The following is a 26,797-nucleotide window of genomic DNA, read 5'->3' as shown; positions in this document are numbered from 1 at the left end:
ATCAGGACCACGTCGGGCGAGTGTGTCCTCGCGAGCTCGACGGCCTCGCGCCCGGCTGCCGTTCCCCTTTCCGCGTCGTCGGTTCCCGGCCCGACGGAAATTGCCGACCGATCGACCGACGACACTGCCTGAACGGGCGCGGTCGAACAGCTGATCGCCGCCCGTCGATCGAGTGGGGGGTCCTCCCGCCCGGGTGGGGTGACGTTGACCGGCTGCCCGGGGGTGTGGCAGCATTCGCGGCCTGACGGCAGTGAAGGAAGCCGGTGCGATTCCGGCGCGGTCCCGCCACTGTCACCGGGGAGCGATCCCCCCTCGTGAGTCACGGCCGTGCGTGCGCGGTTGGAAGACCGGGGGTGAGCGTCGATCCGGGAGCCAGGATACTTCGGCCGTCGGGAGTGACCCCAGGGCGTGGACACCCGAGGAGGACCCGATGACGCACCCCGTCTCCGCCGTCGACGATCATCGTCGCATCGTGCCCCGGCGCGACAGCGCGCCGGCGAGCAGCCGCGGCTCCGCAGCCCCGTCCGGCCGTCGCGCCACGCGCCCGGCCCGGCGTGGTGTGCCCGCCCCCGGCCGCCGCGCCGCCGCGGCCGGACGCGCCGGCGCCGCCCGCCGCTGACGCCCGTACCGCGCCGCCCGATCCCGCCGGCCCGCCGGTGAGCCGCGTCCCGGCCCGCCGGAACCGCTGAACCGCGCCCACCCCTCGCCTTGCCCCGGTCGTCCCCGCGCCGGCCCGGGCGTCACTCTCCGGAGCTGTCCGTGCGCATCCTGCTGCTGTCCACCGCCGACACCGACCTGCTCGCCGCCCGCGCCAGCGGCGCCGACTACCGGCTCGCCAACCCCGCCCGGGTCGCCGCCGACGCCGTGCCGGCGCTGCTGGACGGCGCCGACCTCGCGGTCGTACGTTTGCTCGGCGGCCGGCAGGCGTGGCCGGACGGGCTCGCCACGGTCCTCGCCTCCGGCGTGCCGACGGTCGTGCTCAGCGGCGAGACCCTGCCGGACGCGGAGCTGATGGCGGCCTCCACCGTCCCCGCCGGCGTGGCCACCCAGGCGCTGGCCTACCTGGTCGAGGGCGGGCCGGAGAACCTCGCCCAGCTCGCCCGCTTCCTCTCCGACACGGTGCTGCTCACCGGCGAGGGGTTCGCCCCGCCCGCGCCCACCCCGACGTACGGCATCCACGGCGACCGCCCGGCGCATCCCGAGCGGCCGACGGTCGGGATCGTCTTCTACCGGGCGCACGCCCTCGCCGGGAACACCGGGTTCGTCGACGCCCTCGCCGACGCGGTCGACGCGGCCGGCGGCAACCCGCTGCCCGTCTTCTGCGGCTCGCTGCGCGGCCTCACCGCCGGCGCGGGGCCGCTCGGGCTCTTCGCCCGCTGCGACGCCCTGCTGGTCACGGTGCTCGCCGCCGGCGGCACGGTCGCCGCGGACGCCTCGGGCGGGGGTGACGAGGACGCCTGGGACGTGGGCGCCCTCGCCGCCCTCGACGTGCCGGTGATCCAGGCGCTCTGCCTCACCAGCACCCGCGAGCAGTGGGCCGCCAGCGACGCCGGGCTGTCCCCCCTGGACGCCGCGATGCAGGTGGCCATCCCCGAGTTCGACGGCCGGATCGTCACCGTGCCGTTCTCGTTCAAGCGGATCGACGCCGACGGGCTCTCCAGCTACGTCGCCGACCCGGAGCGGGCCGCCCGGGTCGCCGGCATCGCCGTGCGGCACGCCCGGCTGCGGCACGTGCCCAACGCCGACAAGCGCCTCGCCGTCGTGCTCAGCTCCTACCCGACGAAGCACTCCCGGGTCGGCAACGCCGTCGGCCTGGACACCCCGGCCTCGGCGGTCCGACTGCTCGCCGCGCTGGCCGAGGCCGGCTACCACCTCGGCGACGCCCCGGTGCCCGACGACGGCGACGCGCTCATCCACGCGCTCATCGCCGCCGGGGGACACGACGTCGAGTGGCTCACCCCCGAGCAGCTCGCCGCCGCCGAGGCGCGGGTGCCCGGGGAGGTCTACCGGCGCTGGTTCGACCAGGTGCCGGCGGAGCTGCGGGAGCGGATGCTCGCCCACTGGGGGGAGCCGCCCGGCGGGCTCTACACCGACGGTGGGGACATCGTGCTCGCCGGGCTGCGCTTCGGCAACGTGGTGCTGCTGATCCAGCCGCCGCGCGGCTTCGGGGAGAACCCGATCGCCATCTACCACGACCCGGACCTGCCGCCGAGCCACCACTACCTGGCCGCGTACCGTTGGCTGGCCGCGCCGGCCGCCGACGGCGGTTTCGGCGCGGACGCGGTGGTGCACCTGGGCAAGCACGGCACCCTGGAGTGGCTGCCCGGCAAGGGCCTCGGGCTGGCCGCCGACTGCGCCCCCGACGCCGTCCTCGGCGACCTGCCGCTGGTCTACCCGTTCATCGTCAACGACCCCGGCGAGGGCACCCAGGCCAAGCGCCGCGCGCACGCCGTCGTCGTCGACCACCTGGTGCCGCCGATGGCCCGCGCCGAGACGTACGGCGACCTGGCGAAGCTGGAGCAGCTCCTCGACGAGTACGCCACCGTGCAGGCGCTCGACCCGGCCAAGGTGCCCACCGTGCAGGCCCAGATCTGGCAGCTCGTCCGCGCCGCCGAGCTGCACCACGACCTGCACACCGAGGACATGCCCGCCGCCGACGACTTCGACGACTTCGTGCTGCACCTCGACGGCTACCTCTGCGAGGTCAAGGACGTGCAGATCCGCGACGGCCTGCACATCCTGGCCGCCGCGCCCACCGGAGAGCCCCGGGTCAACCTCGTCCTCGCCGTGCTGCGGGCCCCGCAGGTCTGGGGCGGCGCCCGCGCCCTGCCCGGCCTGCGCCAGGCCCTCGCCGCCGCGTACGGGCTGGACGAGCAGGCGCTGCTCGCCGAGCCGGGACAGCGACTGGCCCTGCCCGGGGCGCTGACCGAGGCCGTCGACGGGCCGGCCGGCACCGCCGCCGACGCCGTCGACCTGATCGAGGCCCTCGCGCGCCGGCTGGTCGTCGGCATGGAGACCCTCGGCTGGGACGCCGACAAGGTCGACGCGGTGGTCGAGGAGGTCACCGGCCGGGCCGTCCCGGACGCCGCCGCCGTGCTCCGCTTCGCCGCCACCGAGCTGGTGCCCCGGCTGGACCGCACGACCGACGAGATCGACCGGGTGGTGGGCGCGCTCGACGGGCGGTTCGTGCCGCCCGGGCCGTCCGGCTCGCCCACCCGGGGCCTGGTCAACGTGCTCCCCACCGGCCGGAACTTCTACTCCGTGGACCCGAAGGCCATCCCCAGCCGCAACGCCTGGGACGTCGGGGTGGCGCTCGCCGACTCGCTGCTCGCCCGGCACCTCGCCGACGCCGGCGAGTACCCGCGCTCCGTCGGCCTCACCGTCTGGGGCACCAGCGCCATGCGCACCCAGGGCGACGACATCGCCGAGGTCCTGGCGCTGCTCGGCTGCCGCCCGACGTGGGACGACCGCTCCCGCCGGGTCACCGGAGTCGAGGTGGTGCCGACGGCCGAGCTGGGCCGTCCCCGCGTCGACGTGACGGTGCGCATCTCCGGCTTCTTCCGGGACGCCTTCCCGCACGTGGTCACGCTCATCGACGACGCGGTGCGGCTGGTGGCCGCCCTGGACGAGCCCGCCGAGGAGAACTTCGTGCGCGCGCACGTCGCCGCCGACCTCGCCGAGCACGGCGACGAGCGGCGGGCCACCGCCCGCGTCTTCGGCTCCAAGCCGGGCGCGTACGGGGCCGGGCTCCTGCCGCTGATCGACGCCCGCAACTGGCGCAGCGACGCCGACCTCGCCGAGGTGTACGCCGTCTGGGGCGGCTACGCCTACGGCCGGGGGCTGGACGGGCGGGAGGCGCGGGCCGACATGGAACGCTCCTTCGCCCGGATCGCGGTGGCGGTGAAGAACCAGGACACCCGCGAGCACGACATCGTCGACTCCGACGACTACTTCCAGTACCACGGCGGGATGGTGGCGATGGTCCGCCACCTCACCGGCGCGTCCCCGGCCGCGTACGTGGGGGACTCGGCGATGCCGCACGACGTGCGCACCCGCACCCTCGGCGAGGAGACCCGGCGGGTGTTCCGGGCCCGGGTGGTCAACCCGAAGTGGATCGCCGCGATGCGCCGGCACGGCTACAAGGGCGCGTTCGAGCTGGCGGCCACCGTGGACTACCTGTTCGGCTACGACGCCACCGCCGGCGTCGTCGACGACTGGATGTACGAGCACCTGGCCGCCGCGTACGTCTTCGACGAGACCACCCGGGAGTTCCTGGAGCAGTCGAACCCGTGGGCGCTGCGCGGCATCACCGAGCGGCTGCTCGAGGCGGCCGACCGGGGCCTGTGGGCCGCCCCCGACCCAACCACCCTGGACCGGCTGCGGGAGGCGTACCTGGCCAGCGAGGGCGACCTGGAGGACCGGCAGTGAGCGCGAGGAGTGAGCCGGTTCTGCGAGCCCCGCAGTCGCGAACGGAGGCGACGCAGTGAGCACCTACCCGTTCAGCGCCGTGCTGGGCATGGACGACATGCGGCTCGCCCTGCTGCTCAACGCGGTCTCCCCGGCGATCGGCGGGGTGCTCGTCCGCGGCGAGAAGGGCACCGCCAAGTCGACGGCCGTACGGGCCCTGGCCGCGCTGCTGCCGCCCGTGGACCGGGTGGCCGGGTGCCGCTTCGCCTGCGACCCCGCCGCCCCCGACCCGTCCTGCCCGGACGGCCCGCACCCCGACGCGCCGGCCGCCGAGCGACGTCCCGCCCGGCTGGTGGAGCTGCCGGTCGGCGCCGCCGAGGACCGGGTGGTCGGCTCGCTCGACCTGGAGAAGGCGCTCGGCGAGGGCGTCCGCGCCTTCGAGCCCGGCCTGCTCGCCGCCGCCCACCGCGGCGTGCTCTACGTCGACGAGGTCAACCTGCTCCACGACCACCTGGTCGACCTGCTCCTCGACGCCGCCGCGATGGGCCGTTGCCACGTGGAGCGGGAGGGCGTCTCGGTCAGCCACGCGTCGCGGTTCCTGCTGGTCGGCACGATGAACCCGGAGGAGGGGGAGCTGCGCCCGCAGCTGCTGGACCGGTTCGGGCTCACCGTGGAGGTGGGCGCCAGCCGCGACCCGGCCGTACGCGTCGAGGTGGTCCGCCGCCGGCTCGCCGCCGACGCCGACCCGGCCGGCTTCGCCGCCCGCTGGGCCGACGCCGACGCGCAGGTGGCCCGTCGGGTCGTCGCCGCCCGGCAGCGGCTGGAGCGGGTGCTGCTGCCGGACGCCGCGCTGCGCCAGATCGCCGAGGTGTGCGCCGCGTTCGACGTGGACGGCATGCGCGCCGACATCGTCACCGCCCGCACCGCGCTGGCGCACGCCGCCTGGCACGGCCGGGACGTGGTCACGGTGGAGGACGTCCGGGTCGCCGCCCGGCTGGCGCTGCCGCACCGGCGCCGCCGGGACCCGTTCGACACGCCGGGGCTGGACGAGAAGCGCCTCGACGAGGCCCTGGACCGGGCCCGCGACGACGACCCCGACGACGACCCGGGCGGTCCCGGCGGTCCCGGCGGCGACCCGCGCGGCCCCGGTCCGCACGGCGGCCCCGGTGGCGCCGGCAACGCCCCCGACGACGGCGGATCCCGGGACGACGGCGGCCCCGGACCGGACGCGGCGGGCGACGCGAACGGGCCGGGTTCCCGGCGCGACGGCGACGCCGGCCGGGACCGGGCTGAGGGGAACGGGCCCCACGGCACCTGGCCCGACCGGTCGGACGGCACCTGGCCCGACCGGTCCGACGGCGACCAGGCAACCGGCCGGTCCGACGACGCGGCGGCCGACGCCGGCGTCGACGGCGGGACCGGCCGGACCGCACCGGCGCCCGGCCGGCCCGGCACGGGCGGGCAGCCGGTGGCCGTACCCCGGCAGGGGCTGAGGGCGCGGCTGCTCACCGCGCCGGGGATCGGTGACGGGGTGCCCGGCCGGCGCTCCCGCGCCCGCACCGGGCGGGGCCGCACCACCGGGGCGCGGGTGCCGGCCGGCCGGGCCGGGGCGCTGCACCTGCCGGCGACCCTGCGGGCCGCCGCCCCGCACCAGGGCGCCCGGGGTCGCGTCGCCGGGCCGCTGCGGCTGCGCCCCGACGACGTCCGCGAGGCCGTCCGCGAGGGACGCGAGGGGAACCTGGTGCTCTTCGTGGTCGACGCCAGCGGCTCGATGGGCGCCCGCGCGCGGATGGCCGCCGTCAAGGGCGCCGTGCTCGCCCTGCTCACCGACGCCTACCAGCGCCGGGACAAGGTCGCGGTGGTCGCCTTCCGGGGAGCCGCCGCGCTGACCCTGCTGCCGGCCACCTCCTCGGTGCTGGCGGCCTCCACGCGGCTGGCCGAGCTGCCCACCGGCGGGCGTACGCCGCTGGCCGAGGGGCTGCTCGCCGCCGCCGAGCTGCTGCGCGTGGAGCGGCTGCGCGACCCCCGCCGCCGCCCTCTGGTGCTGGTCGTCACCGACGGCCGGGCCACCGCCGGGGAGCGCCCGCTCGACCGGGCGGCCCGCGCGGCGGCCGTGCTCGCCGCCACCGGCGCCCCCTGCGTCGTCGTGGACTGCGAGAGCGGCCCCGTCCGCCTCGGCCTGGCCCGCCGCCTCGCCGCCCAACTCGGCGCCGACCACCACCGCCTCGACGAGGTGGCCACCGCCCCCCTCACCGATCTCGCCGCCGGCCGCCCCACCGCGGCGTCCAAGCCCCGTCCCACCCCGCACGCCCGGTCCGCCGTAGATCTTGGCGACGGACGGCCCCCAGGGGGGCCCTTTCCTACCAAGATCGCCGCGACCGCCACCGCCGCCGCCGCGACCGCCGCCGCCGTCGTCGTCGGTGGCGGGCAGAACAGGAGTGTTGCCTGATGCCGCAGGGGAAGCCGTCCCACGTGCCCGCCGACGGGTTGACCACACGGCAGCGGCGCAACCGTCCGCTGCTGGTCGTCCACACCGGACAGATGAAGGGGAAGTCGACCGCCGCGTTCGGGCTGGCGCTGCGCGCCTGGACCGCCGGCCTGCCGATCGGGGTGTTCCAGTTCGTCAAGAGCGCCAAGTGGCGGGTGGGCGAGGAGAACGCCTTCCGCGCCCTCGGCGAGGTGCACGAGCGCACCGGGCAGGGCGCCCCGGTGGCCTGGCACAAGATGGGCGAGGGCTGGTCCTGGATCCAGCGCGGCGGCGAGGCCGACCACGCCGCCGACGCCCTCGAGGGCTGGCGGCAGATCCAGCGCGACCTGGCCGCCGAGCGCTACGGCCTGTACGTGCTCGACGAGTTCACCTACCCGATGAAGTGGGGCTGGGTGGACGTCGACGAGGTGGTCGACACCCTGGCGAACCGCCCCGGCTTCCAGCACGTCGTCATCACCGGCCGGGACGCCGACCCGCGCCTGGTCGACGCCGCCGACCTGGTCGCCGAGCTGACCAAGGTCAAGCACCCGATGGACGCCGGCCAGAAGGGCCAGAAGGGCATCGAATGGTGACCGGCCCGACCCGGCGCACCGACCAGCGTCGCCCCGACGGGCCCACCGGGCCGGGTGGACACCCGCCCGCCGGTCCGGCCGGTGGCGCGCCGCCGGCCGACCCGGCCGGGCCGTGGGCGCTGCCCAGGGTGGTGGTCGCCGCGCCCGCCAGCGGGCACGGCAAGACCACCGTCGCCACCGGGCTGCTCGCCGCGCTGCGCCGCCGCGGCCTGACCGTCAGCCCGCACAAGGTCGGCCCCGACTACATCGACCCCGGCTACCACGCGCTCGCCGCCGGCCGACCCGGCCGCAACCTCGACCCGTGGCTGGTCGGCGAGGAGCGGATCGCGCCGCTGCTGCGGCACGGCGCCGCCACCCCGACGCCCGCCGACATCGCCGTGGTCGAGGGGGTGATGGGGCTGCACGACGGCGCGGTCGGCCGCCGCGGGTACGCCTCCACCGCGCACGTCGCCCGCCTCGTCGACGCGCCGGTGCTGCTGGTGCTCGACACCACCGCGCAGGGCCGCTCCGCCGCCGCGCTCGCCCTGGGCATGGCCGCGTTCGACCCCGGCGTGCGGATCGGCGGGGTGATCCTCAACCGGGTCGGCTCGCCCCGGCACGAGGCGCTGCTGCGCGACGCCCTCGCCGAGGTGGACGTGCCCGTGCTCGGGGCGGTGAGCCGCGCCGCCGAGGTCGCCGCCCCGGCGCGCCACCTCGGGCTGGTGCCGGTCGCCGAGCGGGCGCCGGAGTCGCTGGCCATCGTGGCCGCCCTCGCCGACCTCGTGGCGGCCACCGTGGATCTCGACGCGGTGCTCGACCTGGCCGGCACCGCCGGGCCGCTGCGCGCGCCCGCCTGGGATCCGGCCGCCGCCGTCGGCGGCCCCGCCGGCGCCGAGGGCCCGGTGGTCGCGGTCGCCGGCGGGCCGGCCTTCACCTTCTCCTACGCCGAGACCGCGGAGCTGCTCGCCGCCGCCGGCGCCACCGTCGCCCCCTTCGACCCGCTGCGCGACCCCGGCCTGCCCGCCGGCACCCGCGCGGTGGTCGTCGGCGGCGGCTTCCCCGAGGCGTACGCGCCGCAGCTCGCCGGCAACGCCACGCTCCGCGCGGAGCTGGCCGACTTCGACGGTCCGGTCGTCGCCGAGTGCGCCGGCCTGCTCTACCTCGGCCGGTCGCTCGACGGCGTGCCCATGTGCGGCCGGCTCGACCTCACCGCCCGGATGACCGACCGGCTCACCCTCGGCTACCGGGACGCCGTCGCCGTCACCGGGTCCCCGCTGCACCGCCCCGGCGACCCGGTACGGGGCCACGAGTTCCACCGCACCGCCACCGACCCCGGCCACGGCGACCGGCCGGCGTGGCGCTGGGACGGCGCCGACCACGGCTTCGTCGCCGGCCGGGTGCACGCCTCCTACCTGCACACCCACTGGGCCGGGCACCCGCACGCCGCCCGCCGCCTCGTCGAGGCGGCGAGCCGGTGACCGCGCCGAACGGCATCCCGGCGGACGATCACCGCCCGCCGGCCGGCGGGCGGCCTGCGGGTCGGCGGGCCGGCGGGCCGGGGACCGCGCGACCCGGCGCCGACCCGTCCGGGCACGCCGACGCCGGCCGGCCCGCGCCCGCCGACGCCGCCACGCTGACGGGGGTCGGGGTCGGTCCGGGCGACCCGGAACTGCTCACCCTCCGGGCGGTCCGGGTGCTGGCCGAGGCCGACGTGGTGTTCGTACCCGTGCTGGACCGGCTCGCCGCGGACGGCGACGCGCCCCCGGGCCGGGCCGAGGCCACCGTGGCCGCGCACGTCGCGCCGGAGCGGCTGCGCCGGCTGCCGTTCGCCCTCGACGACCGGGGCGGGGTGACCGCCCGCCGGGAACGCGCCTGGGACGACGCCGCCCGAGCGGTGGTCGACGCGGTCGACGGGGGCGCCCGCGCGGTCGTCTTCGCCACCATCGGCGACCCGAACGTCTACTCCACCTTCGGCTACCTCGCGCAGAGCGTGCGCGCCCTGCGCCCGGCGGTCGAGGTGCGCACGGTCCCCGGAATCACCGCGATGCAGGACCTCGCGGCGCGCAGCGGCGTGCCGCTCTGCGAGGGCCGGGAGCCGCTGACCCTGCTGCCGGCCACCGCCGGGCTGGCGCTCTTCGCCGACGCGCTCGCCGGCCCCGGCACCGTCGTGACCTACAAGGGCTGGCGGCGGCACGCCGAGCTGGTCGCCGAGCTGCGCCGGCAGGGCCGCCTCGGCGACGCCGTGCTGGGCCGGGGCCTCGGGCTGCCCGGCGAGCGGATCGGCCCGGTCGCCGACGCCGCCGACGACCTGCCGTACCTGTCGACGCTGCTGGTCCCGGCCCGCCGGGACCGTAGGGGAGGAAAACTGTGAGCACCGCGCCGATCGCGGACCGCGCCGACGACGGCGGGCCGACCAGCACGGGCAAGGTGTGGTTCGTCGGGGCCGGCCCCGGCGCGGCCGACCTGCTGACCCTGCGCGCCGCCCGGGTGATCGGCGCCGCCGACGTGGTGGTCTGGGCGGCCAGCCTGGTGCACGCCGACGTGCTCGCCCACGCCCGCGGTGACGCGGAGATCGTCGACTCGTCGCGGCTGCCCATCGAGGGCGTGCTGCCGCTCTACCAGCGGGCCGCCGCCGACGGGCTGACCGTGGCGCGGATCCACTCCGGCGACCCGGCGCTGTGGGGCGCGGTGCAGGAGCAGCTCGACCTGTGCCGGGCGCTCGGGCTGGCCGTGGAGATCGTCCCCGGCGTCTCCTCGTTCACCGCCGTCGCGGCGATCGTCGGCCGGGAACTGACCATCCCCGAGGTCGCCCAGTCGGTGATCCTGACCCGGCTGGAGGGCGGGAAGACGCCGATGCCGCCCGGCGAGCGGGTCCGCGAGTTCGCCCGGCACGGCACCACGATGGCCCTCTTCCTCTCCGCCGCCCGCTCCGGGCAGGCGCAGGCCGAGCTGCTGGCCGGCGGATACCCGCCCGACACCCCCGTCGTGGTGGCGTACCAGGCGACCTGGCCGGACGAGCTGGTGGTGCGGTGCGCCCTCGGCGACCTGGAGGCCACGGTCAAGGAGCACAAGCTCTGGAAGCACACCCTCTTCCTGGTCGGCCCGGCGCTCGCCGCCGCCGGCACCCGCTCGCACCTCTACCACCCCGGACACTTCCACACGTTCCGGCGGGCCGAGCCGGCCGCCCGTGCCGACCTGCGCCGCGCCCGGGCCGCCAGCGCGACACCGGGGGACGGGCACGCCGGATGACGTACGCCGAGCCGCCGCTGCGCGAGCCGGACCTGCCGCGTACCGCGAAGGTCCGGCCCACCGCGCTGCGCACCGGCTGGACCACCGGCGCCTGCGCGACGGCGGCGGCCAAGGCGGCGGTGACCGCCCTGGTCACCGGCGTGCCGCAGCGGGAGGTGGAGATCGGGCTGCCCGCCGGCCGGCGGGTCACCTTCCCGGTGGCCCGCTGCGAGGTCGACGCCGGCACCTCGGCGGAGGCCGTCGTCGTCAAGGACGCCGGCGACGACCCGGACGTCACGCACGGCGCCGAGCTGACCGTCACCGTCGGCTGGCGGGACGAGCCGGGGCTGCGGCTCGACGGCGGGCCGGGCGTCGGCACGGTCACCAAGCCGGGCCTCGGGCTGCCCGTCGGCGGGCCGGCGATCAACGAGACCCCACGTCGGATGATCGGCCAGGCCGTCGCCGAGGTGGTCGACCTGGCCGAGGTGGGCGTCCGGGTGGTGGTGAGCGTGCCGCGCGGCGAGATCATGGCCCGCAAGACCACCAACCGGCGGCTCGGCATCCTCGGCGGCATCTCCATCCTCGGCACCACCGGCATCGTCCGCCCGTTCTCCACCGCCTCCTGGCGGGCCAGCGTGGTGCAGGCGGTGCACGTGATGGCCGCGCAGGGGGAGCGGACCGTGGTGCTGTGCACCGGCGGGCGCACCGAGCGGGCCGCCCGCGCGCTGCTGCCGGAGCTGCCCGAGGTGTGCTTCGTCGAGGTCGGCGACTTCACCGGCGCGGCGGTCACCGCCGCCGTCGGCGACCGGATGACCGGGGTGGTCTTCGTCGGGATGGCCGGCAAGCTGGCCAAGCTCGCCGCCGGCATCCTGATGACCCACTACACCCGGTCCAAGGTGGACCTGTCCCTGCTCGGGGAGGTCACCGCCGAGGCGGGCGGCGGGCCCGACCTCGTGGCGGCGGTGACCGCGGCGAACACCGGGCGGCACGCGTACGAGCTGTGGGAGGCCGCCGGGCTGCTCGGCGCCGCCGGCGACCTGCTCTGCCGCCGGGTGCGGCAGGTGCTGCTCCGGTTCGCCGGCGGCGCGGTCACCGTCGACGTCGCGATGGTCGACTTCGCCGGGGACCGGGTGGTCGCGTCCTCGGGCCGGTGGGCGGCGTGACCGGGGGCACCGGGCCGGCGGTGACCGTGGTCGGGATCGACGCCGCCGGCGGACCGCCGCACCCCGCCGCCGCGCCCGTGCTCGCCGGCGCCCGGCTGGTGGTCGGCGCGGCCCGGCACCTGGCCGCCGTACGCCTGCCGGCCGACGCCGAGACCGTCGCCCTCGGGCCGCTCGCGCCGGCGCTGGACCGGCTGGCCGCCGCCGTCGCCGCCGGCGCGGACGCCGTGGTGCTGGCCAGCGGGGATCCCGGGCTGTTCGGCGTCGTCCGGCGGCTGCGGGCGGCCGGGCTGCCGCTGCGGGTGCTGCCGGCGGTCTCCAGCGTCGCCGCCGCGTTCGCCCGCGCCGGGCTGCCCTGGGACGGCGCGGCCGTGGTCACCGCGCACGGCCGGGACCCGCGACCGGCGCTGAACGCCTGCCGGGCGCTGCCCGCCGTCGCCGTGCTCACCGCCCCCGGGGCCGGGGCCGCCGAGCTGGGCGCTGGCCTGGTCGGCTGGACCCGCCGGCTGGTGGTCGCCGAGCACCTCGGCACCGACGCCGAACGGCTCACCGAGACCACCCCCGAGCAGGCCGCCGCCCGCGACTGGGCCGACCCGCACGTGCTGCTCAGCCTCGCCAGCGAGCCCGGCGCGGCCGGAATGCGGGCGGACAACCAGCCGGCCGCCGCGCCGGCCGGCGGCTGGGCGCTGCCCGAGGCCGCCTACGCGCACCGCGACTCCATGATCACCAAGTCGGAGGTACGCGCCCTCGCCGTCGCCCGGCTGCGCCCCCGCCTCGGCCGGCTGGTCTGGGACGTCGGCGCGGGCAGCGGCTCGGTCGGCATCGAGTGCGCCCTGCTCGGCGCGGCCGTGGTCGCCGTCGACCGCGACCCGGCGGCGCCGGTGCGCGCCAACGCCACCCGGCACGGGGTCGACGTCCGGATGGTCGTCGGGGCCGCCCCCGACGCGCTGGCCGGGCTGCCCGACCCGGACGCCGTCTTCGTGGGTGGCGGCGGCGTCGACGTGCTCGCCGCCGTGGCGCAGCGGCGGCCGGAGCGGGTGGTGGCCACCCTCGCCGCCGTCGACCGGGTCGCCCCGGCGGTCCGGCTGCTGCGCGCCGCCGGCTACGCCGTGGAGGGCGTCCAACTCTCCGCCGCCCGCCTCGCCGACCTGCCCGGCGGGTCCATCCGACTCGCGGCCACCAACCCGGTGGTCGTCCTCACCGGGGAGCGCCCGTGAACCACCCGCCCACCGCCATGGACCAGCCGGCCCTCCGGGCCGGCTCCGGCGCCGCCGGACACCCCGGCTCGACGACGACGCCCTCACCACGGCCCGCCCCGGCGACGACGCCCCCGGGCGAGGTCGGGCCGACGCCGCCCGGCGGGGACGCGGCCACCGTCGGGCTCGTCGCCGCCACCGCCGCCGGGCGGCGGCACGCCCGCATCCTGGCCGACGCCTGGCCGCACGCCCGCCTCGTCACGGCGGACACCGTCGCGGACGCGCTGCGCGCCGCCTGGGCCGGCTGCGACGCGGTGGTGGCGTTCCTGGCCACCGGGGCGGTGGTGCGCATCCTCGCGCCGCTGCTCGGCGACAAGCACACCGATCCGGCCGTGGTGGTGGTCGACGAGGCCGCCCGGCACGCGGTCGCGCTGCTCGGCGGGCACGCCGGGGGCGCCAACGACCTCGCCGCGCGGGTCGGTGCGCTGCTCGACGCGCGGCCGGTGGTCACCACCGCCACGGACGCGGCGGGCCTTCCCGGCCTGGACACCCTCGGCTGGCCCGTCGAGGGCGCGGTGGCCGCAGTCAGCCGCGCCATCCTCGACGGCGAGCCGGTCACGCTGGTCGCCGACGCCGCCTGGCCGCTGCCCGCCCTGCCCGACAACGTGCGCCCCGTCCCGCCGACCGAGCCGACCGAGCCGACCGAGCCGACCGCGCCCGCCGCCCCGGTCGCCCCGCCCGGGGCCGGGGAACCGGTCGGCCCGACCGGGGCCGGGTCGGTCGACGGTGGCGCCGGAGCAGCCGGGCCGCCGGTCGAGGCTGGCGCCGGACCAGCCGGCCCGCCGGTCGAGGGCGGCGCCGGAGCAGCCGGGCCGCCGGCCGGCGGCGGGTACCGGCTGCTGGTCACCGACCGGCTCGTGCCGCTCGACGCCCGGACGGCCGTGCTGCGGCCCCCGTCGCTGGTCGCCGGGGTGGGGGCCAGCCGGGGCGTGCCCGCCGCCGAGGTGCGCGGCCTGCTGGACCGGGTGCTCGCCGAGGCGGGGCTCAGCCCGGCGAGCCTGCGGCACCTGGCCAGCGCCGACATCAAGGCCGACGAGGCGGGCATCCGGGCGACCGCCGACGCGCTCGGCGTACCCCTGGTGACGCATCCGGCGGCGCAGCTGGCGGCGGTCGACGTGCCGCACCCCAGCGAGGTGGTCCGCGCCGCCGTCGGCACCCCCAGCGTCGCCGAGGCGGCGGCGCTGCTCGGCGGCGACGCCGAGCTGCTGGTGCCGAAGACCGCGACCGCCATGGCCACCGTCGCCGTCGCCCGGCACGCCCCGCGCGGCCGGCTCGCGATCGTCGGCCTCGGCCCCGGCGCGCCCGACCTGCGCACCGCCCGTGCGGTGACCGAGCTGCGCCGCGCCGCCGTGGTCGTCGGCCTCGACCAGTACGTCGACCAGGTCCGTGACCTGCTGCGCCCCGGCACCCGGGTGCTCGCCAGCGGGCTCGGCGCGGAGGAGGAACGGGCCCGCGCCGCCGTCGCCGAGGCCACCGCCGGCCACGCCGTCGCGCTGGTCGGCTCCGGCGACGCCGGCGTGTACGCGATGGCCAGCCCCGCCCTGGAGTACGCCGACGAGCGGATCGACGTGGTGGGCGTGCCCGGGGTGACCGCCGCGCTGGCCGCCGGCGCCCTGCTCGGCGCGCCGCTCGGCCACGACCACGCCTACCTGAGCCTGTCCGACCTGCACACCCCGTGGGAGGTCATCGCCCGCCGGGTGGCCGCCGCCGCCGAGGGCGACTTCGTGGCGCTGCTCTACAACCCGCGCAGCCGCGCCCGGGACTGGCAGCTCGGCGCGGCGCTGGAGGTCTTCGCCGCGCACCGGCCGGCGGACACCCCGGTCGGGGTGGTGCGCAACGCCAGCCGCGCCGACGAACGGGTGCACCTGGCCACCCTCGCCGACCTCGACCCCGCGCTGGTCGACATGTACAGCGTCGTGGTGGTGGGCAGCAGCCAGACCCGGATCGTCGCCGGCCGGATGGTCACCCCGCGGGGGTACCGGTGGCGGCGGTGACCATCGGCGCCTGCCAGGGCTGCGGCGCGTGCCTGCTCACCTGCCCGACACACGCCATCCGGCCGACGCCCGGCGGCCTCGCCGTCCGCGACGACCGCTGCACCGGCTGCCTCGAATGCCTGGAGATCTGCCCCGTGGACGCGATCCGCGCCACGGGCACCGACGAACGTGGAGGAAGCCGATGAGTTCGACCGCGGTCAACGCCGCACCTCCGGCCGGCCGGTGGAGCCGCGCCGAACGGGTACGCCTCGGCGGCATCGTGCTCGCCGTCGCCGTGCTGCACGTCGCCGGCTGGAGTCTCTACCTGTACTGGAACAACCAGCCCGCCGCGGCCGGCGGCCTCGCCGGGGCCGGCACGCTGGCGTACCTGCTCGGCGTGCGGCACGCCTTCGACGCCGACCACATCGCGGCGATCGACGACACCACCCGGCTGATGCTGCTGCGCGGGCGGCGCCCGGTCGGCGTCGGTTTCTTCTTCGCCCTCGGGCACAGCGGGGTGGTGCTGCTGCTGGCACTGGTGGTCGGCCTCGCCTCGGCCAACCTCGCCGGCCCCGGCCTGGCCGAGGCCCGCGAGGTGGGCGCCACCGTCGCGGTCCTCACCGCCACGCTCTTCCTCGCCCTCGTCGCGGTGCTCAACGCGGCGGTGCTGGCGGGCCTGGCGCGGCTGTGGCGGCGCCTGCGCCACGGCGACCTCGACGAGCGCGAGCTGGACCTGCACCTGCTCAACCGGGGGCTGGTGCAGCGCGTGCTCGGCTCCCGGGCCCGCGCGCTGGTGCGTTCCTCCTGGCACATGGCGCCGGTCGGGTTCCTCTTCGGCCTCGGCCTGGAGACCGCCAGCGAGGTGACCCTGCTCGCCCTGTCGGCCAGCACCGCCGCCGCCGGCGGGCTGCCCGTGCTCGCCCTGCTCACCCTGCCGCTGCTCTTCGCCGCCGGCATGTCCGCCATGGACACCGCCGACAGCCTGCTGATGAGCCGCGCCTACTCGTGGGCGTACCGGCACCCGGCCCGGCGGCTCTACTACAACCTGGCCACCACGGCGGTGACCGTGCTGGTCGGTGGCCTCGTCGCCAGCGTCTACGCCGCCGGCCTGCTGGTCGACCACCTCGGGGTGTCGGCGCTGGCGGGGTACGCGGGGGTCGCCGACCACTTCGAGCAGCTCGGGTACGCCGTCGTGGCCCTCTTCGTGCTCGCCTGGGTCGGCGCGGTGGCGCTGTGGAAGCTGCGCCGCTACGACGAGCGCTACGGCGCCCAGGCGGTGCGGCCGTGACCCGCGTCGTGCACCCCATCGAGCGGGAGTCGTACCGGATCCTGCGCTCCCGCGTGGACCTCGCGCACCTGCCGCCGCTGACCCGGGCCGTCACCGAGCGGGTGGTGCACGCCAGCGCCGACCTCGACTACGTCACCGACCTGGTCTGCGACGAGGCGGCCCTGGCCGGCGGGCTGGCCGCCCTGCGCGCCGGCGCGCCGGTGGTCACCGACGTGGCGATGGTGGCCGCCGGCATCACCGGGCGCGGGACGGTCTGCCCGGTCGCCGAGCCGGCCGCCGCCGACCTGGCCCGCGCGGCCGGGATCACCCGGTCGGCGGCGGCGGTGCGGATCGCCCTGGACCGGGTCGGCCCCGGCGCGGTGTGGGTGGTCGGCTGCGCGCCGACCGCGCTGGAAGAACTGATCACCCTGGACGCCCGGCCGGCGCTGGTCGTCGGGCTGCCCGTGGGCTTCGTGGGCGCCGCCGAGTCGAAGGCGGCGCTGCGGGCCAGCGGCCTGCCCGGGGTGTCCAACCGGGGCGAGAAGGGCGGCTCGGCGGTCGCCGCCGCAGCCCTCAACGCCCTGCTGTACGTGGAGGAGGAACAGTGAGCGCTCTGGTCATCGTCGGGCACGGCACGCGCAGCGCGGCCGGGGTCGACCAGTTCGTGGCGTTCGTCGAGCGGGTCCGCCGCCGCGCCGCCGGCACCCTCGGCGACGTCGAGGGCGGGTTCATCGAGCTGTCCCGGCCGCCGCTCACCGACGCGGTCGGCGCGCTCGTCGACCGGGGACACCGGTCGCTGGTCGCGCTGCCGCTGGTGCTGACCGCCGCCGGGCACGGCAAGGGCGACATCCCCGCCGCGCTGGCCCGCGAGCGGCAGCGTCACCCCGGGCTCAGCTACGTCTACGGTCGGCCGCTGGGCCCGCACCCACTGCTGCACACCGCCCTGGAGCAGCGCATCGACGACGTCCTGGCCGGCGACGACCGGGCCGGCACCTGGGTGGCGCTGATCGGGCGCGGCTCCACCGACCCGGACGCCAACGCCGAGGTCGCGAAGGTGGCCCGGCTGCTCTGGGAGGGGCGTGGCTACGCCGGCGTCGAGCCGGGCTTCATCTCCCTGGCGGAGCCGTCGGTGCCGGCGGTGCTGGACCGGCTGCGCCGGCTCGGCGCGCGGCGGATCGTCGTCGCGCCGTACTTCCTCTTCGCCGGGGTGCTGCCCGACCGCATCGTCGCCCAGTCGGCCGACTTCGCCGCCGCCCACCCCGACCTGGACGTGCGGGTCGCCGACCTGATCGGCGACTGCGACGCCCTCGCCGACCTCGTCCTCGAGCGGCACGCCGAGGCGCGCCGCGGTGACATCCGGATGAACTGCGACACCTGCGCGTACCGGGTCCTGATGCCGGGCTTCGCCGACAAGGTGGGCCGGCCGCAGACCCCGCACGACCACCCCGACGACCCGGTCGACGGCCACGACCACCACCACGGCCACGGCCACGGCCAGCACGACCACGACCACCACGACCACCACGACCACGGCCACGGCCGGCACCGGCACCACGACGGGGGTCCGCGCCGGGGGCACGTCGCGGTGGTCGGCGGGGGACCCGGACCCGAGGATCTCATCACCGTACGGGGCAGGGCGCTGCTCGACGAGGCGGACGTGGTGGTGGTCGACCGGCTCGCCCCGCGCGGGCTGCTCGCCGGGCTGCGCCCCGAGGTGGAGGTGGTCGACGCGGCGAAGGTGCCCCGTGGGCCGTCGGTGGGGCAGGACAACATCAACGCCGCCCTCGTCGCGCACGCCCGCGCGGGGCGGCGGGTGGTCCGGCTCAAGGGCGGCGACCCGTACGTCTTCGGGCGCGGCCACGAGGAGGTCCAGGCCTGCGCGGCGGCCGGGGTGGAGGTGACCGTGGTCCCCGGAGTGACCAGCGCGGTCGCCGCCGCGGCCCTGGCCGGGGTGCCGGTCACCCACCGGGGCGTCGCGCACGACGTCACCGTCGTCTCCGGGCACCTGGCGCCCGGGCACCCGGACTCGCTTGTCGACTGGGCGGCACTGGGCCGGGCCCGGGGCACGGTGGTGCTGCTGATGGCCGTGGACACGGTCGGCGAGATCGCGGCGGCGCTGGTCGAACACGGCCGCGCCCCGGACACCCCGGTCCTCGCGGTACAGGACGCCGGGCACCCCGGGCAGCGCACGGTGACCGCCCGGCTGGACGAGATCGGCGCGGTCGCGGCCCGGGAGGGGATCGGCCCGCCGGCCGTCTTCGTGCTCGGCCCGGTGGTCGCGCTGGCCGCCCCGGCCGCGCCCGCCTGAGCCGACCGGCGGGGGCGCCGGTGCGACCGCCCCCGTCGGTCACCCGGGCGGACGGCGGAGCGACGCCGGGTCGGCCGGTCGGTGCCGGGGCGAGGCCGGGCGGTCGGTCGGCGCCCGGGTCAGGCGATGCGGGCGCCGCCGGTCAGCCGGCCACTGCCCGGGCCAGGGCGAAGCCGGCGCCGGCGGCGGCGAGCCCGGCGGCCACGCTCGCCAGCGCGTTGGCCAGGGCGAGGAGCCGCCGGCCCCGCCGGGCCAGCCGCAGCGTCTCGTAGCCGAAAGTGGAGTACGTGGTCAGCGCGCCGCAGAAGCCGGTGCCGAGCAGCGCGCCGGCGGCCGGGCCGACCGGTAGCCCGACCAGGAGACCGAGCAACAGCGACCCGAGCACGTTGACGGTCAGCGTGCCCCACGGGAAGGCCGACCCGAGCCGCGCCTGCACGGCCCGGTCGGTGAGGTAGCGCAGCGGCGCGCCGAGGGCCGCGCCGACCGCGATCAGCAGCACGGTCACCGCCCGCCCCCGCCGTCCGCCGCCCGGCCGAGCAGCCGGCCGGCGAGCGCGTCGCCGAGCCAGACCGCCGCCAGCGCGCCCAGCAGCGTCGCGGCCAGGTAGCCCAGGGCCACGGCCGGGGCGCCCGCGTCGAGCGCCCGGTGGACGTCCACCGCGTACGTCGAGAAGGTGGTGTAGCCGCCGAGCACCCCCACGCCGAGGAACGGGCGCAGCAGCGGCCGGCCGCCACCGGCCCTCTCGAGCGCCGCCATCAGGACGCCGATCAGGAGGCACCCGGTCAGGTTGACGCCGAAGGTGGCCCACGGGAAGCCGGTGGGGCCGTGCGGCAGAGCGTGCTGGAGGCCGGCCCGGGCCAGGGCGCCGAGCGCGCCGCCGGCGGCGACGGCGCCGAGCACCGCCCCGGGGCGGGCGGCCAGCTCGCCCCGGTCGGCGGGGACGCTCAGGTCGACGTCGGGGTCGACGCGCGGGTCCGGTCCGGACATCTCTCCTCCCCGCCGGTGCCACGGGCGGGGACCGGCGGTGCGTGGTCGTCAGCCTAGTGCCCGCCCGCGGCGGGCGTCCGGGCGTCCCGGTGGCCCGGGCGCCGTCAGCGCACCCCGGCGACGGCGGCGTCGGTGCCGCCCCGCCACACCGTGCCCACCTCGGCGAAGCCGGCGGCGGCCAGCGCGGACAGGTGCCAGGACACCGGCGGGTTCCACTCCGGACTGTGCCCGGTCGGGTAGATGGCGTGCCGCTGCGCGACGAGCGGGCCCAGCGTCGGGTCGGCCGCCGCCCGCTCCCACCACTCCGCCCAGGACAGGGCGGCTCCGGCGGCGTACCGGGCCGACCGGCGGTCGCGGGCCCGGTCGAGCAGGCGCTTGCTGAGCTGCGGCAGCGCGTCGTCCGGCATGTGGTCGGCGTTGACGAGGATCCCGCCGGGGCGCAGCAGGTCGCGCAGCTCGGCGTAGAGCCGGCTGAGCCGCTCCGCCGGCAGCCAGTGCAGCGCGGTGGCGGTGAGCACGGCGTCGTAGTCGCGGTGGGGGAGCGCGGTCTGCCAGTCCGGCCGGCCGAGGTCGGCGGTGACGACGGTGACCCGGTCGCCGAGGGAGGCGCGGGCGAGGGCGAGCAGGGCCGGGTCGAGGTCCACGAGCGTCACCTCGGCGTCGGGGAAGCGGCGCAGCGTCCGGTCGGAGATGCTGCCCGTGCCGCCGGCCAGGTCGAGCAGCCGGAGCCGGTCGCCGTCGCGGACCGCGTCGACGGCGTCGAGCATCGCGGTGAACCGGTGCTCCCGGTCCGGCAGGTACGCCTCCTGCTGGCGGTCCCAGCTCTCCTGCCAGGCCGTGGTATCCGTGATGTAAGGACTCATGTCGACCAGGCTAGTTACGTGACGGGGCCGCGTCCAGACCTTGTTGCCAACATTTTGCAACTGCGACTCTGTGGCAAGTCTGGGCTGCGTCCGGTGCCCGGCGGCCCGCCACGCCGGGCCGCCGTTTCGTCCCGATCGACCCGGGGCATAAGCCTCACCAGGGGATTCGTCGAGAGGGGGATCGCGATGGCCGACACGACGACGGCGTCGAGTACGCGTCCGTCCGGGTCCGCATCGAACGGCCGGCGCTCGCCCGGGCGAGCCGGGGGGCCGCCGTTCCGCAAGCCGAGGTGGCCCAAGGCGTACGCCTTCGCGTTGGTGACCGGGGCGCTGTTCCTGGTCTCCTGGATCGGCCAGTTCGTCTTCCAGGCGACGGTGGAGAGCAACGAGGCCAGCCAGCACGGCCAGTCCTTCGCCTGGGCCGAATTCCTGCCGCAGTTCCTCGCGTCCACCTTCGAGAACTGGCAGTCCGAGTTCCTCCAGCTGATCTGGCAGGCGGCGGGCCTGGCCCTGTTCTACTACTGGGGCTCCTCCCAGTCGCGGGAGTCCGACGAGCGGATCGAGGCCAAGCTGGACGCGCTGCTGCGCGAGCGCGACCTGGACCCGGAGAACCCGTGACGTGCCGGTGACCGGGGAGCGCGTCGCGCCCGGCGCAACGCCGCGCACCGGCTGAGCGCCGGAGCCGCCGAGCGCCCGGCCCGCCGGTGGTGCGGTGCGGCCGGTCGGCGTACCGTACCAAGATCGGCGGCCGGGGCGGCCCGGCTCCGGGGCGACCCGGCGGTGTCCGTACCTGCTCCCGCCGCCGCGCCACCGTGACGTGCAGGAGGCACCGATGCAGGACCGCGCCCCGCGCCCCGAGGAGTTGGAGCCGATCGAGCGGGCGAGCGTCGACGAGCTGCGCGCGGTGCAGCGGGAGCGGCTGCGATGGTCGCTGCGGCACGCGTACGACAACGTCCCGCACTACCGGAGGGCCTTCGACGCCGCCGGGGTGCACCCCGACGACTGCCGGGACCTGGCCGACCTGGCCCGCTTCCCGTTCACCGGCAAGGCCGAGCTGCGGGAGAACTACCCGTTCGGCATGTTCGCCGTGCCGCGCGAACGGATCGCCCGGCTGCACGCCTCCTCCGGCACCACCGGCCGGCCGACCGTGGTCGGCTACACCGCCGAGGACCTGAGGACCTGGGCCCGGCTGATGGCCCGGTCGATCCGGGCCGCCGGCGGCCGCCCCGGCGACCGGGTGCACGTCGCGTACGGCTACGGGCTGTTCACCGGCGGGCTCGGCGCGCACTACGGCGCGGAGGAGCTGGGCTGCACCGTCATCCCCGTCTCCGGCGGGATGACCGAACGCCAGGCGATGCTGATCCGGGACTTCGAGCCCGACGTCATCATGGTCACCCCCAGCTACCTGCTCGCGATCGTCGACGAGCTGGAACGGCAGGGCGTCGACCCGCGCCGCACCTCGCTCCAGGTGGGGATCTTCGGCGCGGAGCCCTGGACCGAGGACATGCGCCGGGAGCTGGAGCAGCGCCTCGACATGCACGCCGTCGACATCTACGGCCTGTCCGAGGTGATGGGCCCGGGCGTGGCCAACGAGTGCGTGGAGACCAAGGACGGGCTGCACCTGTGGGAGGACCACTTCTATCCGGAGATCGTCGACCCGGTCACCGGCGAGGTGCTGCCCGACGGCGAGCGCGGCGAGCTGGTACTCACCTCGCTGACGCGGGAGGCGATGCCGGTCGTCCGCTACCGGACCCGCGACCTGACCCGACTGCTGCCCGGCACCGCCCGCCCGATGCGGCGGATCGAGAAGATCACCGGGCGCAGCGACGACATGATGATCGTGCGCGGGGTGAACGTCTTCCCCACCCAGATCGAGGAGCTGATCCTGCGTACGCCGCAGCTGTCGCCGCACTTCCAGTGCGTCCTCGGGCGGCAGGGCCGGATGGACACGCTGACCGTCCGCGTGGAGCGGCGGCCGGGAGTGGCCGCCGAGGCCGCCGAACGGGCCGGCGTCGCGCTGGTCGGGCTGGTCAAGAACACGATCGGAGTGAGCGTGGTGGTCGAGGTGATCGCCCCCGACGGGGTGGAGCGGTCGATGGGCAAGATGCGGCGGATCGTCGACCAGCGGCGGGGCGGCTGAAGTGGCCGGGCGCAACGCCGCGTACGACATGTTCGACGCCGATGTGGCGTCCAAGGGGCTCGGCATCGAGCTGGTCGACGCCGCCGGGGGGACGGCGGTGGCCCGGATGCGGGTGACCGGCGCGATGGTCAACGGCCACGCCATCGCCCACGGCGGCTTCGTCTTCCTGCTCGCCGACACCGCCTTCGCGCTCGCCTGCAACAGCCACGGCCCGGCCACCGTCGCCGCCGGCGGCGAGATCACCTTCGTCCGGCCCGCCCGCGAGGGCGATCTGCTGACCGCCCACGCCACCGAGCGCACCCGGTACGGCCGCAGCGGCATCTACGACGTCACCGTCACCCGCGACGGCGGCGAGGTGGTCGCCGAGTTCCGCGGCCGTAGCCGCGCCCTGCCCACGACCGCAGGCTGAGCAGGGGGATCGGTCCGGTGGGCGCCGCCGCCCGCCACCCGCCGGCCAGCCGGCCTCTCCACCGGCCGACCCGGTGCGGCTAAGATCGAAACGTGCGAGTGCTGGTGGTCTCCGCGCCGTTGATCGGGCACGTCTTTCCCTTGCTGCCGCTGGCCGGCGCGCTGCGCGACGCCGGGCACGAGGTGCTCGTCGCCACCGCCGCCGACGCCCTGCGGGCGGAGCAGTCCGGGCTGCCGGTGCGCGACGTCGCGCCCGCGTTCGACTTCGGACGGATCGCCCGCGGGTTGATGCTGCGCCACCCGCTGATCGCCCGGGCCGAGTTGGCCGGCACCGGCGGCACCCGGGGCGCCGGGCTGCTCTTCGGTGCGGTCAACGACCAGATCGCCGACGGGGTCGTCGCCGTCGCCGAGGAGTGGAAGCCCGATCTGGTGATCCACGAGCCGTTCGCGGTGGCCGGGGCGCTCGCGGCGGCGAAGCGTGGCGTGCCCGCCGTACGCCAGGAGAACTCCCTCTTCGACGGCCGGGAGCTGGTCCGGGCCACCCTCGCGCGGCTGGGCGCGGCCCTGCGCCGGCACGGCCTGGCGGAGCTGCCGCCCCCGGCCGCCGCGATCGCCGTCGCGCCACCCAGCCTGCTGCACCAGGACGGCTGGCCCATGCGTTACGCCGCCCACGCCGGCGGCGGCGAGCTGCCCGACTGGCTGCGCGAGCCGGGGGAGCGCCCGCGGGTGCTGGTCAGCCGCAGCACCGTCGCCGGCCCAGGCAGCGCCGGGCCGATGCCGGCGGTCGTCGCCGCCGCCGACCGGGTCGACGCCGAGTTCGTCCTGGTCCGCCCGGACGCGCGGCTGGCCCGCCGGGCGCTGCCCGGCAACGTGCGCACCGTCGACTGGATCCCGCTGCCCGAGGCGCTGCCGGCGAGCGCGGCGCTGGTCCACCACGGCGGCGCGGGCAGCGTCCTCACCGCCCTGATCGCGGGGGTGCCGCAACTGGCCACCGTCGGGCCCGGCGACCGGCGGCACAACGCCGAGCTGGTGGCCGCGCGGGGCGCCGGCCTCGCGGTGCCGGCGCGCGGCATCACCGCCGACACGCTGAGCCGGCTCGTCGGCGACCCGGCGCTGCGCGACGCGGCCCGCCAGGTCAACGCCGAGATCGCCGCCATGCCGGGGCCGGAGGAGCTGGTACGGCGGCTGGAGTCGCTGCGCTGACGCCGGGTCCGCGCCCGCGCGGCGGCCCGTTTCCGTCCCGGGTGTGGGGCAGGATGCGCCCATGGGACATGTCGTGCTGTTTCACTCCGTCTACGGGCTGCGGCCCGCCGTGCTGACGGCCGCCGACCGGCTGCGCGCCGCCGGGCACACCGTCGTGACCCCCGACCTCTACGGCGAGCCGGCCGCGGAGACGGTGGAGGACGGCTTCGCCCTGCTCCGCAAGATCGGCCAGGAGGCCGTGCTGGACCGGGCCCGGGTTGCCCTGCGCGAGGCGCCGGCCGACGCGGTGCTGGCCGGGTTCTCGATGGGCGCCGGGGTGGCCGGCGCGATGCTCGCCGAGCGTCCCGACGCCGCGGCGCTGCTGCTGCTCTGCGGCACCGGCGGCGAGCCGGAGACGGTCCGGCCCGGCCTGCCGGTGCAGCTGCACCTGGGCGACCCGGACGAATACGACGCGGAGCCGGAGGTCGAGCAGTGGCGGCGGGCGATGACCGAGGCCGGCGCGGAGCTCTCCGTCCACCGCTACCCCGGCGTCGGGCACCTCTACACCGACCCCGACCTGCCCGACCACGACCCGGCGGCGGCCGCGCGGACCTGGGAGCGGGCCATCGCCTTTCTCGCCGACCGCTGACCACCCGGCCTCTGACGTCCGTCGGTGGCCCACCGCGCGACGGCCGCCTCAACGTGGGCGGCGTTCAGGGTCGGGCTGTCGGCGCGGTCGGTCGGTCGGCCGGCTCCCCCGGGACCGTGACCGGAGTGGAGCTGGTGTCGATGGTCGTCTCGAACACCTTGAGCAGCAGCCGGTGCAGGGTCGTCCGCTGGCGCTCGGTCAGACCGGCGAGCAGGTCATGGTCCAGCGTGACTCCGGTGTGGCGCAGTTCGTCGACTGTCGCCCGGCCGGCGGCGGTGATGACGACGGTGCGCTTGCGGCGATCCGTCCGATCGCTGGTACGCGTGATCAGTTTGCGGGCTTCGAGCGTGTCGAAGATCGGCACGGCGTTGCGTGGATCGACGCCGATTGCCGCGCTGAGTCGCTGTTGGTGCGTCTCACCGTGTTCGTCGAGCGTCATGAGCACCCCGAAGTGGTGTGGGGTCAGTCCGCGCTCGGACAGCGTCCGGGCCCACCGGCGTCGTGACTCGGCGCCGAGCCGGGCCAGCAGGAAGCCGGTACTGACCCTCGACTCCGTCGGCTCACCGGCTCGCTCTTGCGCCATCGCGCGATCGTAGCCCGCTATGCTCATGGGCGACGACATTCATGAACTATGACTATCAGGCCGACGGGCACCGCTGCGACCGGGCGCGGCCTGCCCATGTCGCGGAAGAGGAGTCGTGGTGAGCGAACCAGCTGTCCTGATGGAAGGCGTGGTGTTCGGGGAGTCGCCCCGCTGGCGCGACGGCAGGGTGTGGTTCTCCGACTGGGGCGCGAACCAGGTGATCGCGCTCGACACCGACGGCAGCCACGAGGTGGTGGCCACCGTCGCGTCGTTCCCGATGTGCATCGACTTCCTGCCGGACGGGCGGCTGCTCGTCGTCGACTCGGCCCGGCAGCGGCTGCTGCGCCGTGAGCCGGACGGGTCGTTGGTCCGCCACGCCGACCTCTCCCCGATCTCGCGGAAGCCGTGGAACGACATCGTGGTCGACGAGCACGGCAACGCCTACGTCAACAGCATCGGGTTCGACTTTCCCGACGGCGAGTTCGCCCCGGGCCTGATCGTGCTCGTCACACCCGACGGCACCGTCAAGCAGGTCGCCGGCGACCTCGCCTTCCCCAACGGCATGGCGATCAGCCCGGACGGCGCCACCCTGGTCGTCGCCGAGTCCTACGCGAACCGGCTCACGGCGTACGACATCGACAGCGACGGTTGCCTCGGCAGCCCGCGCGCGTGGGCTGACACGCCCGGCGACCACCCCGACGGGATCTGCTTCGACGCCGAGGGCGCGATCTGGTACGCCGACGTCGGCAACCAGCACTGCGTCCGCGTCCGCCAGGGCGGTGACGTGCTGGCCACCGTCGACCTCGACCGCGGCGCCTTCGCCTGCACGCTCAGCCGCGACCACGACCCGCGCCTGTTCGTCGTCGGCCAGAACTGGGCCGGACCCGAGCGGTCGCGACCCAGCGGGCGGGTCGTGGCCTTCCCGGCACCCGCGCCGGGAGCCGGCAGGCCCTGACCCCGACCGCGCGCCTCGCAGCCTCCACCCGGCGAGGCGTCGCCGACAGTCACGCCGCGGTCGCCGCGCCTCGATGGCCGCCGTGTTGCGCTCCGGCGCCAGTTTCCGGGAGGCCACTCCACGGTCGGAGCTGCGATCTCGCGTGGCGTCGACGCGATCGAGCTCGCCGCAGCCCCGCCGGATCCGGGCGCGGACCGGGCCGGCGTACGGTCGGCAGGGCGACGAGGACCGGGCCGGCCCCGGTCGGCGCGGCGGGTAACGGGGAAGGGGCGGCGCCGGCGACTCCCGGGGGCTGCTGCCCGTCCCCGGCGGGCGCGCCGACCCGGCCGTCCGGCGCGGCGGTTCCCGACGCGGGTACGGCGGGGGTGGCGGGCGGCGGCACCGGGTGGAGG

Annotated in this window: 20 protein-coding genes, 4 pseudogenes and 1 riboswitch; of the genes and pseudogenes, 20 read left to right on the top strand and 4 right to left on the bottom strand. The window is 77.2% G+C overall.

Annotated elements, in window-relative coordinates:
* The first annotated feature begins 253 nt into the window (after positions 1 to 253).
* A riboswitch (cobalamin riboswitch) is annotated at positions 254 to 383 on the top strand.
* A gap of 376 nt (positions 384 to 759) precedes the next feature.
* The 14 genes and pseudogenes from cobN (at position 760) to cobA (ending at position 18,638) form a co-directional block, all read left to right on the top strand.
* Positions 760 to 4,428, top strand: coding sequence for a cobaltochelatase subunit CobN (gene cobN, locus ACSNOB_RS24280; RefSeq protein WP_436688728.1), 3,669 nt, complete (start codon positions 760 to 762; stop codon positions 4,426 to 4,428).
* Positions 4,425 to 6,670, top strand: a pseudogene (locus ACSNOB_RS24275) (VWA domain-containing protein); the annotation flags it as partial. The gene cobN and the pseudogene ACSNOB_RS24275, both read left to right, overlap by 4 nt.
* A gap of 185 nt (positions 6,671 to 6,855) precedes the next feature.
* Complete coding sequence (cobO, locus tag ACSNOB_RS24270) at positions 6,856 to 7,467, top strand: cob(I)yrinic acid a,c-diamide adenosyltransferase (protein WP_091095266.1); 612 nt, start codon at positions 6,856 to 6,858, stop codon at positions 7,465 to 7,467.
* A complete protein-coding gene (locus tag ACSNOB_RS24265) occupies positions 7,461 to 8,924 on the top strand; it encodes a cobyrinate a,c-diamide synthase (RefSeq protein WP_436688727.1) in 1,464 nt (487 codons plus the stop codon). The genes cobO and ACSNOB_RS24265 overlap by 7 nt, the downstream gene beginning before the upstream one ends.
* 155 nt (positions 8,925 to 9,079) lie before the next feature.
* Complete coding sequence (gene cobI, locus ACSNOB_RS24260) at positions 9,080 to 9,817, top strand: precorrin-2 C(20)-methyltransferase (RefSeq protein WP_436688731.1); 738 nt, start codon at positions 9,080 to 9,082, stop codon at positions 9,815 to 9,817.
* Positions 9,814 to 10,695 (top strand): precorrin-4 C(11)-methyltransferase, encoded by an 882-nt coding sequence (cobM, locus tag ACSNOB_RS24255; RefSeq protein ID WP_436688726.1) that lies wholly within the window; start codon positions 9,814 to 9,816, stop codon positions 10,693 to 10,695. Before cobI ends, cobM begins: the two co-directional genes overlap by 4 nt.
* Positions 10,692 to 11,837 carry a cobalt-precorrin-5B (C(1))-methyltransferase gene (locus ACSNOB_RS24250; protein WP_436688725.1) on the top strand — a complete coding sequence of 382 codons (1,146 nt, stop codon included), beginning with the start codon at positions 10,692 to 10,694 and terminating at the stop codon, positions 11,835 to 11,837. Before cobM ends, ACSNOB_RS24250 begins: the two co-directional genes overlap by 4 nt.
* Positions 11,825 to 13,051: a precorrin-6y C5,15-methyltransferase (decarboxylating) subunit CbiE gene (gene cbiE / locus ACSNOB_RS24245; protein WP_436688724.1), complete on the top strand. Its 1,227-nt coding sequence runs from the start codon at positions 11,825 to 11,827 to the stop codon at positions 13,049 to 13,051. The genes ACSNOB_RS24250 and cbiE overlap by 13 nt, the downstream gene beginning before the upstream one ends.
* A 203-nt stretch (positions 13,052 to 13,254) precedes the next feature.
* A pseudogene (locus ACSNOB_RS24240) lies at positions 13,255 to 13,701 on the top strand (precorrin-3B C(17)-methyltransferase); the annotation flags it as partial.
* A gap of 141 nt (positions 13,702 to 13,842) precedes the next feature.
* Positions 13,843 to 15,084: pseudogene (cobJ, locus tag ACSNOB_RS24235) on the top strand (precorrin-3B C(17)-methyltransferase); the annotation flags it as partial.
* Positions 15,072 to 15,295: pseudogene (locus tag ACSNOB_RS24230) on the top strand (4Fe-4S binding protein); the annotation flags it as partial. The pseudogenes cobJ and ACSNOB_RS24230, both read left to right, overlap by 13 nt.
* Positions 15,296 to 15,343: 48 nt before the next feature.
* Complete coding sequence (locus ACSNOB_RS24225) at positions 15,344 to 16,351, top strand: HoxN/HupN/NixA family nickel/cobalt transporter (protein ID WP_436688730.1); 1,008 nt, start codon at positions 15,344 to 15,346, stop codon at positions 16,349 to 16,351.
* Positions 16,348 to 16,938: a precorrin-8X methylmutase gene (locus tag ACSNOB_RS24220; protein WP_436688723.1), complete on the top strand. Its 591-nt coding sequence runs from the start codon at positions 16,348 to 16,350 to the stop codon at positions 16,936 to 16,938. The genes ACSNOB_RS24225 and ACSNOB_RS24220 overlap by 4 nt, the downstream gene beginning before the upstream one ends.
* Entirely contained in the window at positions 16,935 to 18,638 is a 1,704-nt protein-coding gene (gene cobA / locus ACSNOB_RS24215) for a uroporphyrinogen-III C-methyltransferase (protein WP_436688722.1), read from the top strand. Before ACSNOB_RS24220 ends, cobA begins: the two co-directional genes overlap by 4 nt.
* Before the next feature lie 142 nt (positions 18,639 to 18,780).
* On the opposite strand, the gene crcB is transcribed toward cobA, so the two are convergent.
* From crcB to ACSNOB_RS24200, 3 genes are all read right to left on the bottom strand, one after another.
* A complete protein-coding gene (gene crcB, locus ACSNOB_RS24210) occupies positions 18,781 to 19,143 on the bottom strand; it encodes a fluoride efflux transporter CrcB (protein WP_436688721.1) in 363 nt (120 codons plus the stop codon).
* Entirely contained in the window at positions 19,140 to 19,625 is a 486-nt protein-coding gene (locus tag ACSNOB_RS24205) for a fluoride efflux transporter FluC (protein ID WP_436688720.1), read from the bottom strand. Before ACSNOB_RS24205 ends, crcB begins: the two co-directional genes overlap by 4 nt.
* A gap of 104 nt (positions 19,626 to 19,729) precedes the next feature.
* A complete protein-coding gene (locus ACSNOB_RS24200) occupies positions 19,730 to 20,488 on the bottom strand; it encodes a class I SAM-dependent methyltransferase (protein ID WP_436688719.1) in 759 nt (252 codons plus the stop codon).
* A gap of 186 nt (positions 20,489 to 20,674) precedes the next feature.
* On the opposite strand from ACSNOB_RS24200, the gene ACSNOB_RS24195 reads away from it, so the two are divergent.
* The 5 genes from ACSNOB_RS24195 (at position 20,675) to ACSNOB_RS24175 (ending at position 24,867) form a co-directional block, all read left to right on the top strand.
* Complete coding sequence (locus ACSNOB_RS24195; RefSeq protein WP_436688718.1) at positions 20,675 to 21,106, top strand: DUF6766 family protein; 432 nt, start codon at positions 20,675 to 20,677, stop codon at positions 21,104 to 21,106.
* Positions 21,107 to 21,320: 214 nt separating this feature from the next.
* Positions 21,321 to 22,628 (top strand): phenylacetate--CoA ligase PaaK, encoded by a 1,308-nt coding sequence (gene paaK / locus ACSNOB_RS24190; protein ID WP_436688717.1) that lies wholly within the window; start codon positions 21,321 to 21,323, stop codon positions 22,626 to 22,628.
* Positions 22,629 to 22,656: 28 nt separating this feature from the next.
* A complete protein-coding gene (gene paaI, locus ACSNOB_RS24185) occupies positions 22,657 to 23,037 on the top strand; it encodes a hydroxyphenylacetyl-CoA thioesterase PaaI (protein WP_436688729.1) in 381 nt (126 codons plus the stop codon).
* Positions 23,038 to 23,129: 92 nt separating this feature from the next.
* Positions 23,130 to 24,239 (top strand): nucleotide disphospho-sugar-binding domain-containing protein, encoded by a 1,110-nt coding sequence (locus ACSNOB_RS24180; RefSeq protein ID WP_436688716.1) that lies wholly within the window; start codon positions 23,130 to 23,132, stop codon positions 24,237 to 24,239.
* 61 nt (positions 24,240 to 24,300) lie between these two features.
* Entirely contained in the window at positions 24,301 to 24,867 is a 567-nt protein-coding gene (locus ACSNOB_RS24175; protein ID WP_436688715.1) for a dienelactone hydrolase family protein, read from the top strand.
* A gap of 64 nt (positions 24,868 to 24,931) precedes the next feature.
* Here the strand turns inward: ACSNOB_RS24175 and ACSNOB_RS24170 are convergent, their stop codons facing one another.
* Positions 24,932 to 25,489 (bottom strand): MarR family winged helix-turn-helix transcriptional regulator, encoded by a 558-nt coding sequence (locus ACSNOB_RS24170; RefSeq protein ID WP_436688714.1) that lies wholly within the window; start codon positions 25,487 to 25,489, stop codon positions 24,932 to 24,934.
* Between the two features lie 79 nt (positions 25,490 to 25,568).
* Here ACSNOB_RS24170 and ACSNOB_RS24165 point away from each other — a divergent pair, with 79 nt between their 5' ends.
* A complete protein-coding gene (locus ACSNOB_RS24165; protein WP_436688713.1) occupies positions 25,569 to 26,405 on the top strand; it encodes an SMP-30/gluconolactonase/LRE family protein in 837 nt (278 codons plus the stop codon).
* The last annotated feature ends 392 nt before the right edge of the window (positions 26,406 to 26,797 follow it).

Source organism: Micromonospora sp. URMC 106 (assembly GCF_051386395.1).
Classification (GTDB): domain Bacteria; phylum Actinomycetota; class Actinomycetes; order Mycobacteriales; family Micromonosporaceae; genus Micromonospora.
Note: the sequence above shows the minus strand (reverse complement) of the source record. Positions and strands in the feature narration are given on the sequence as shown.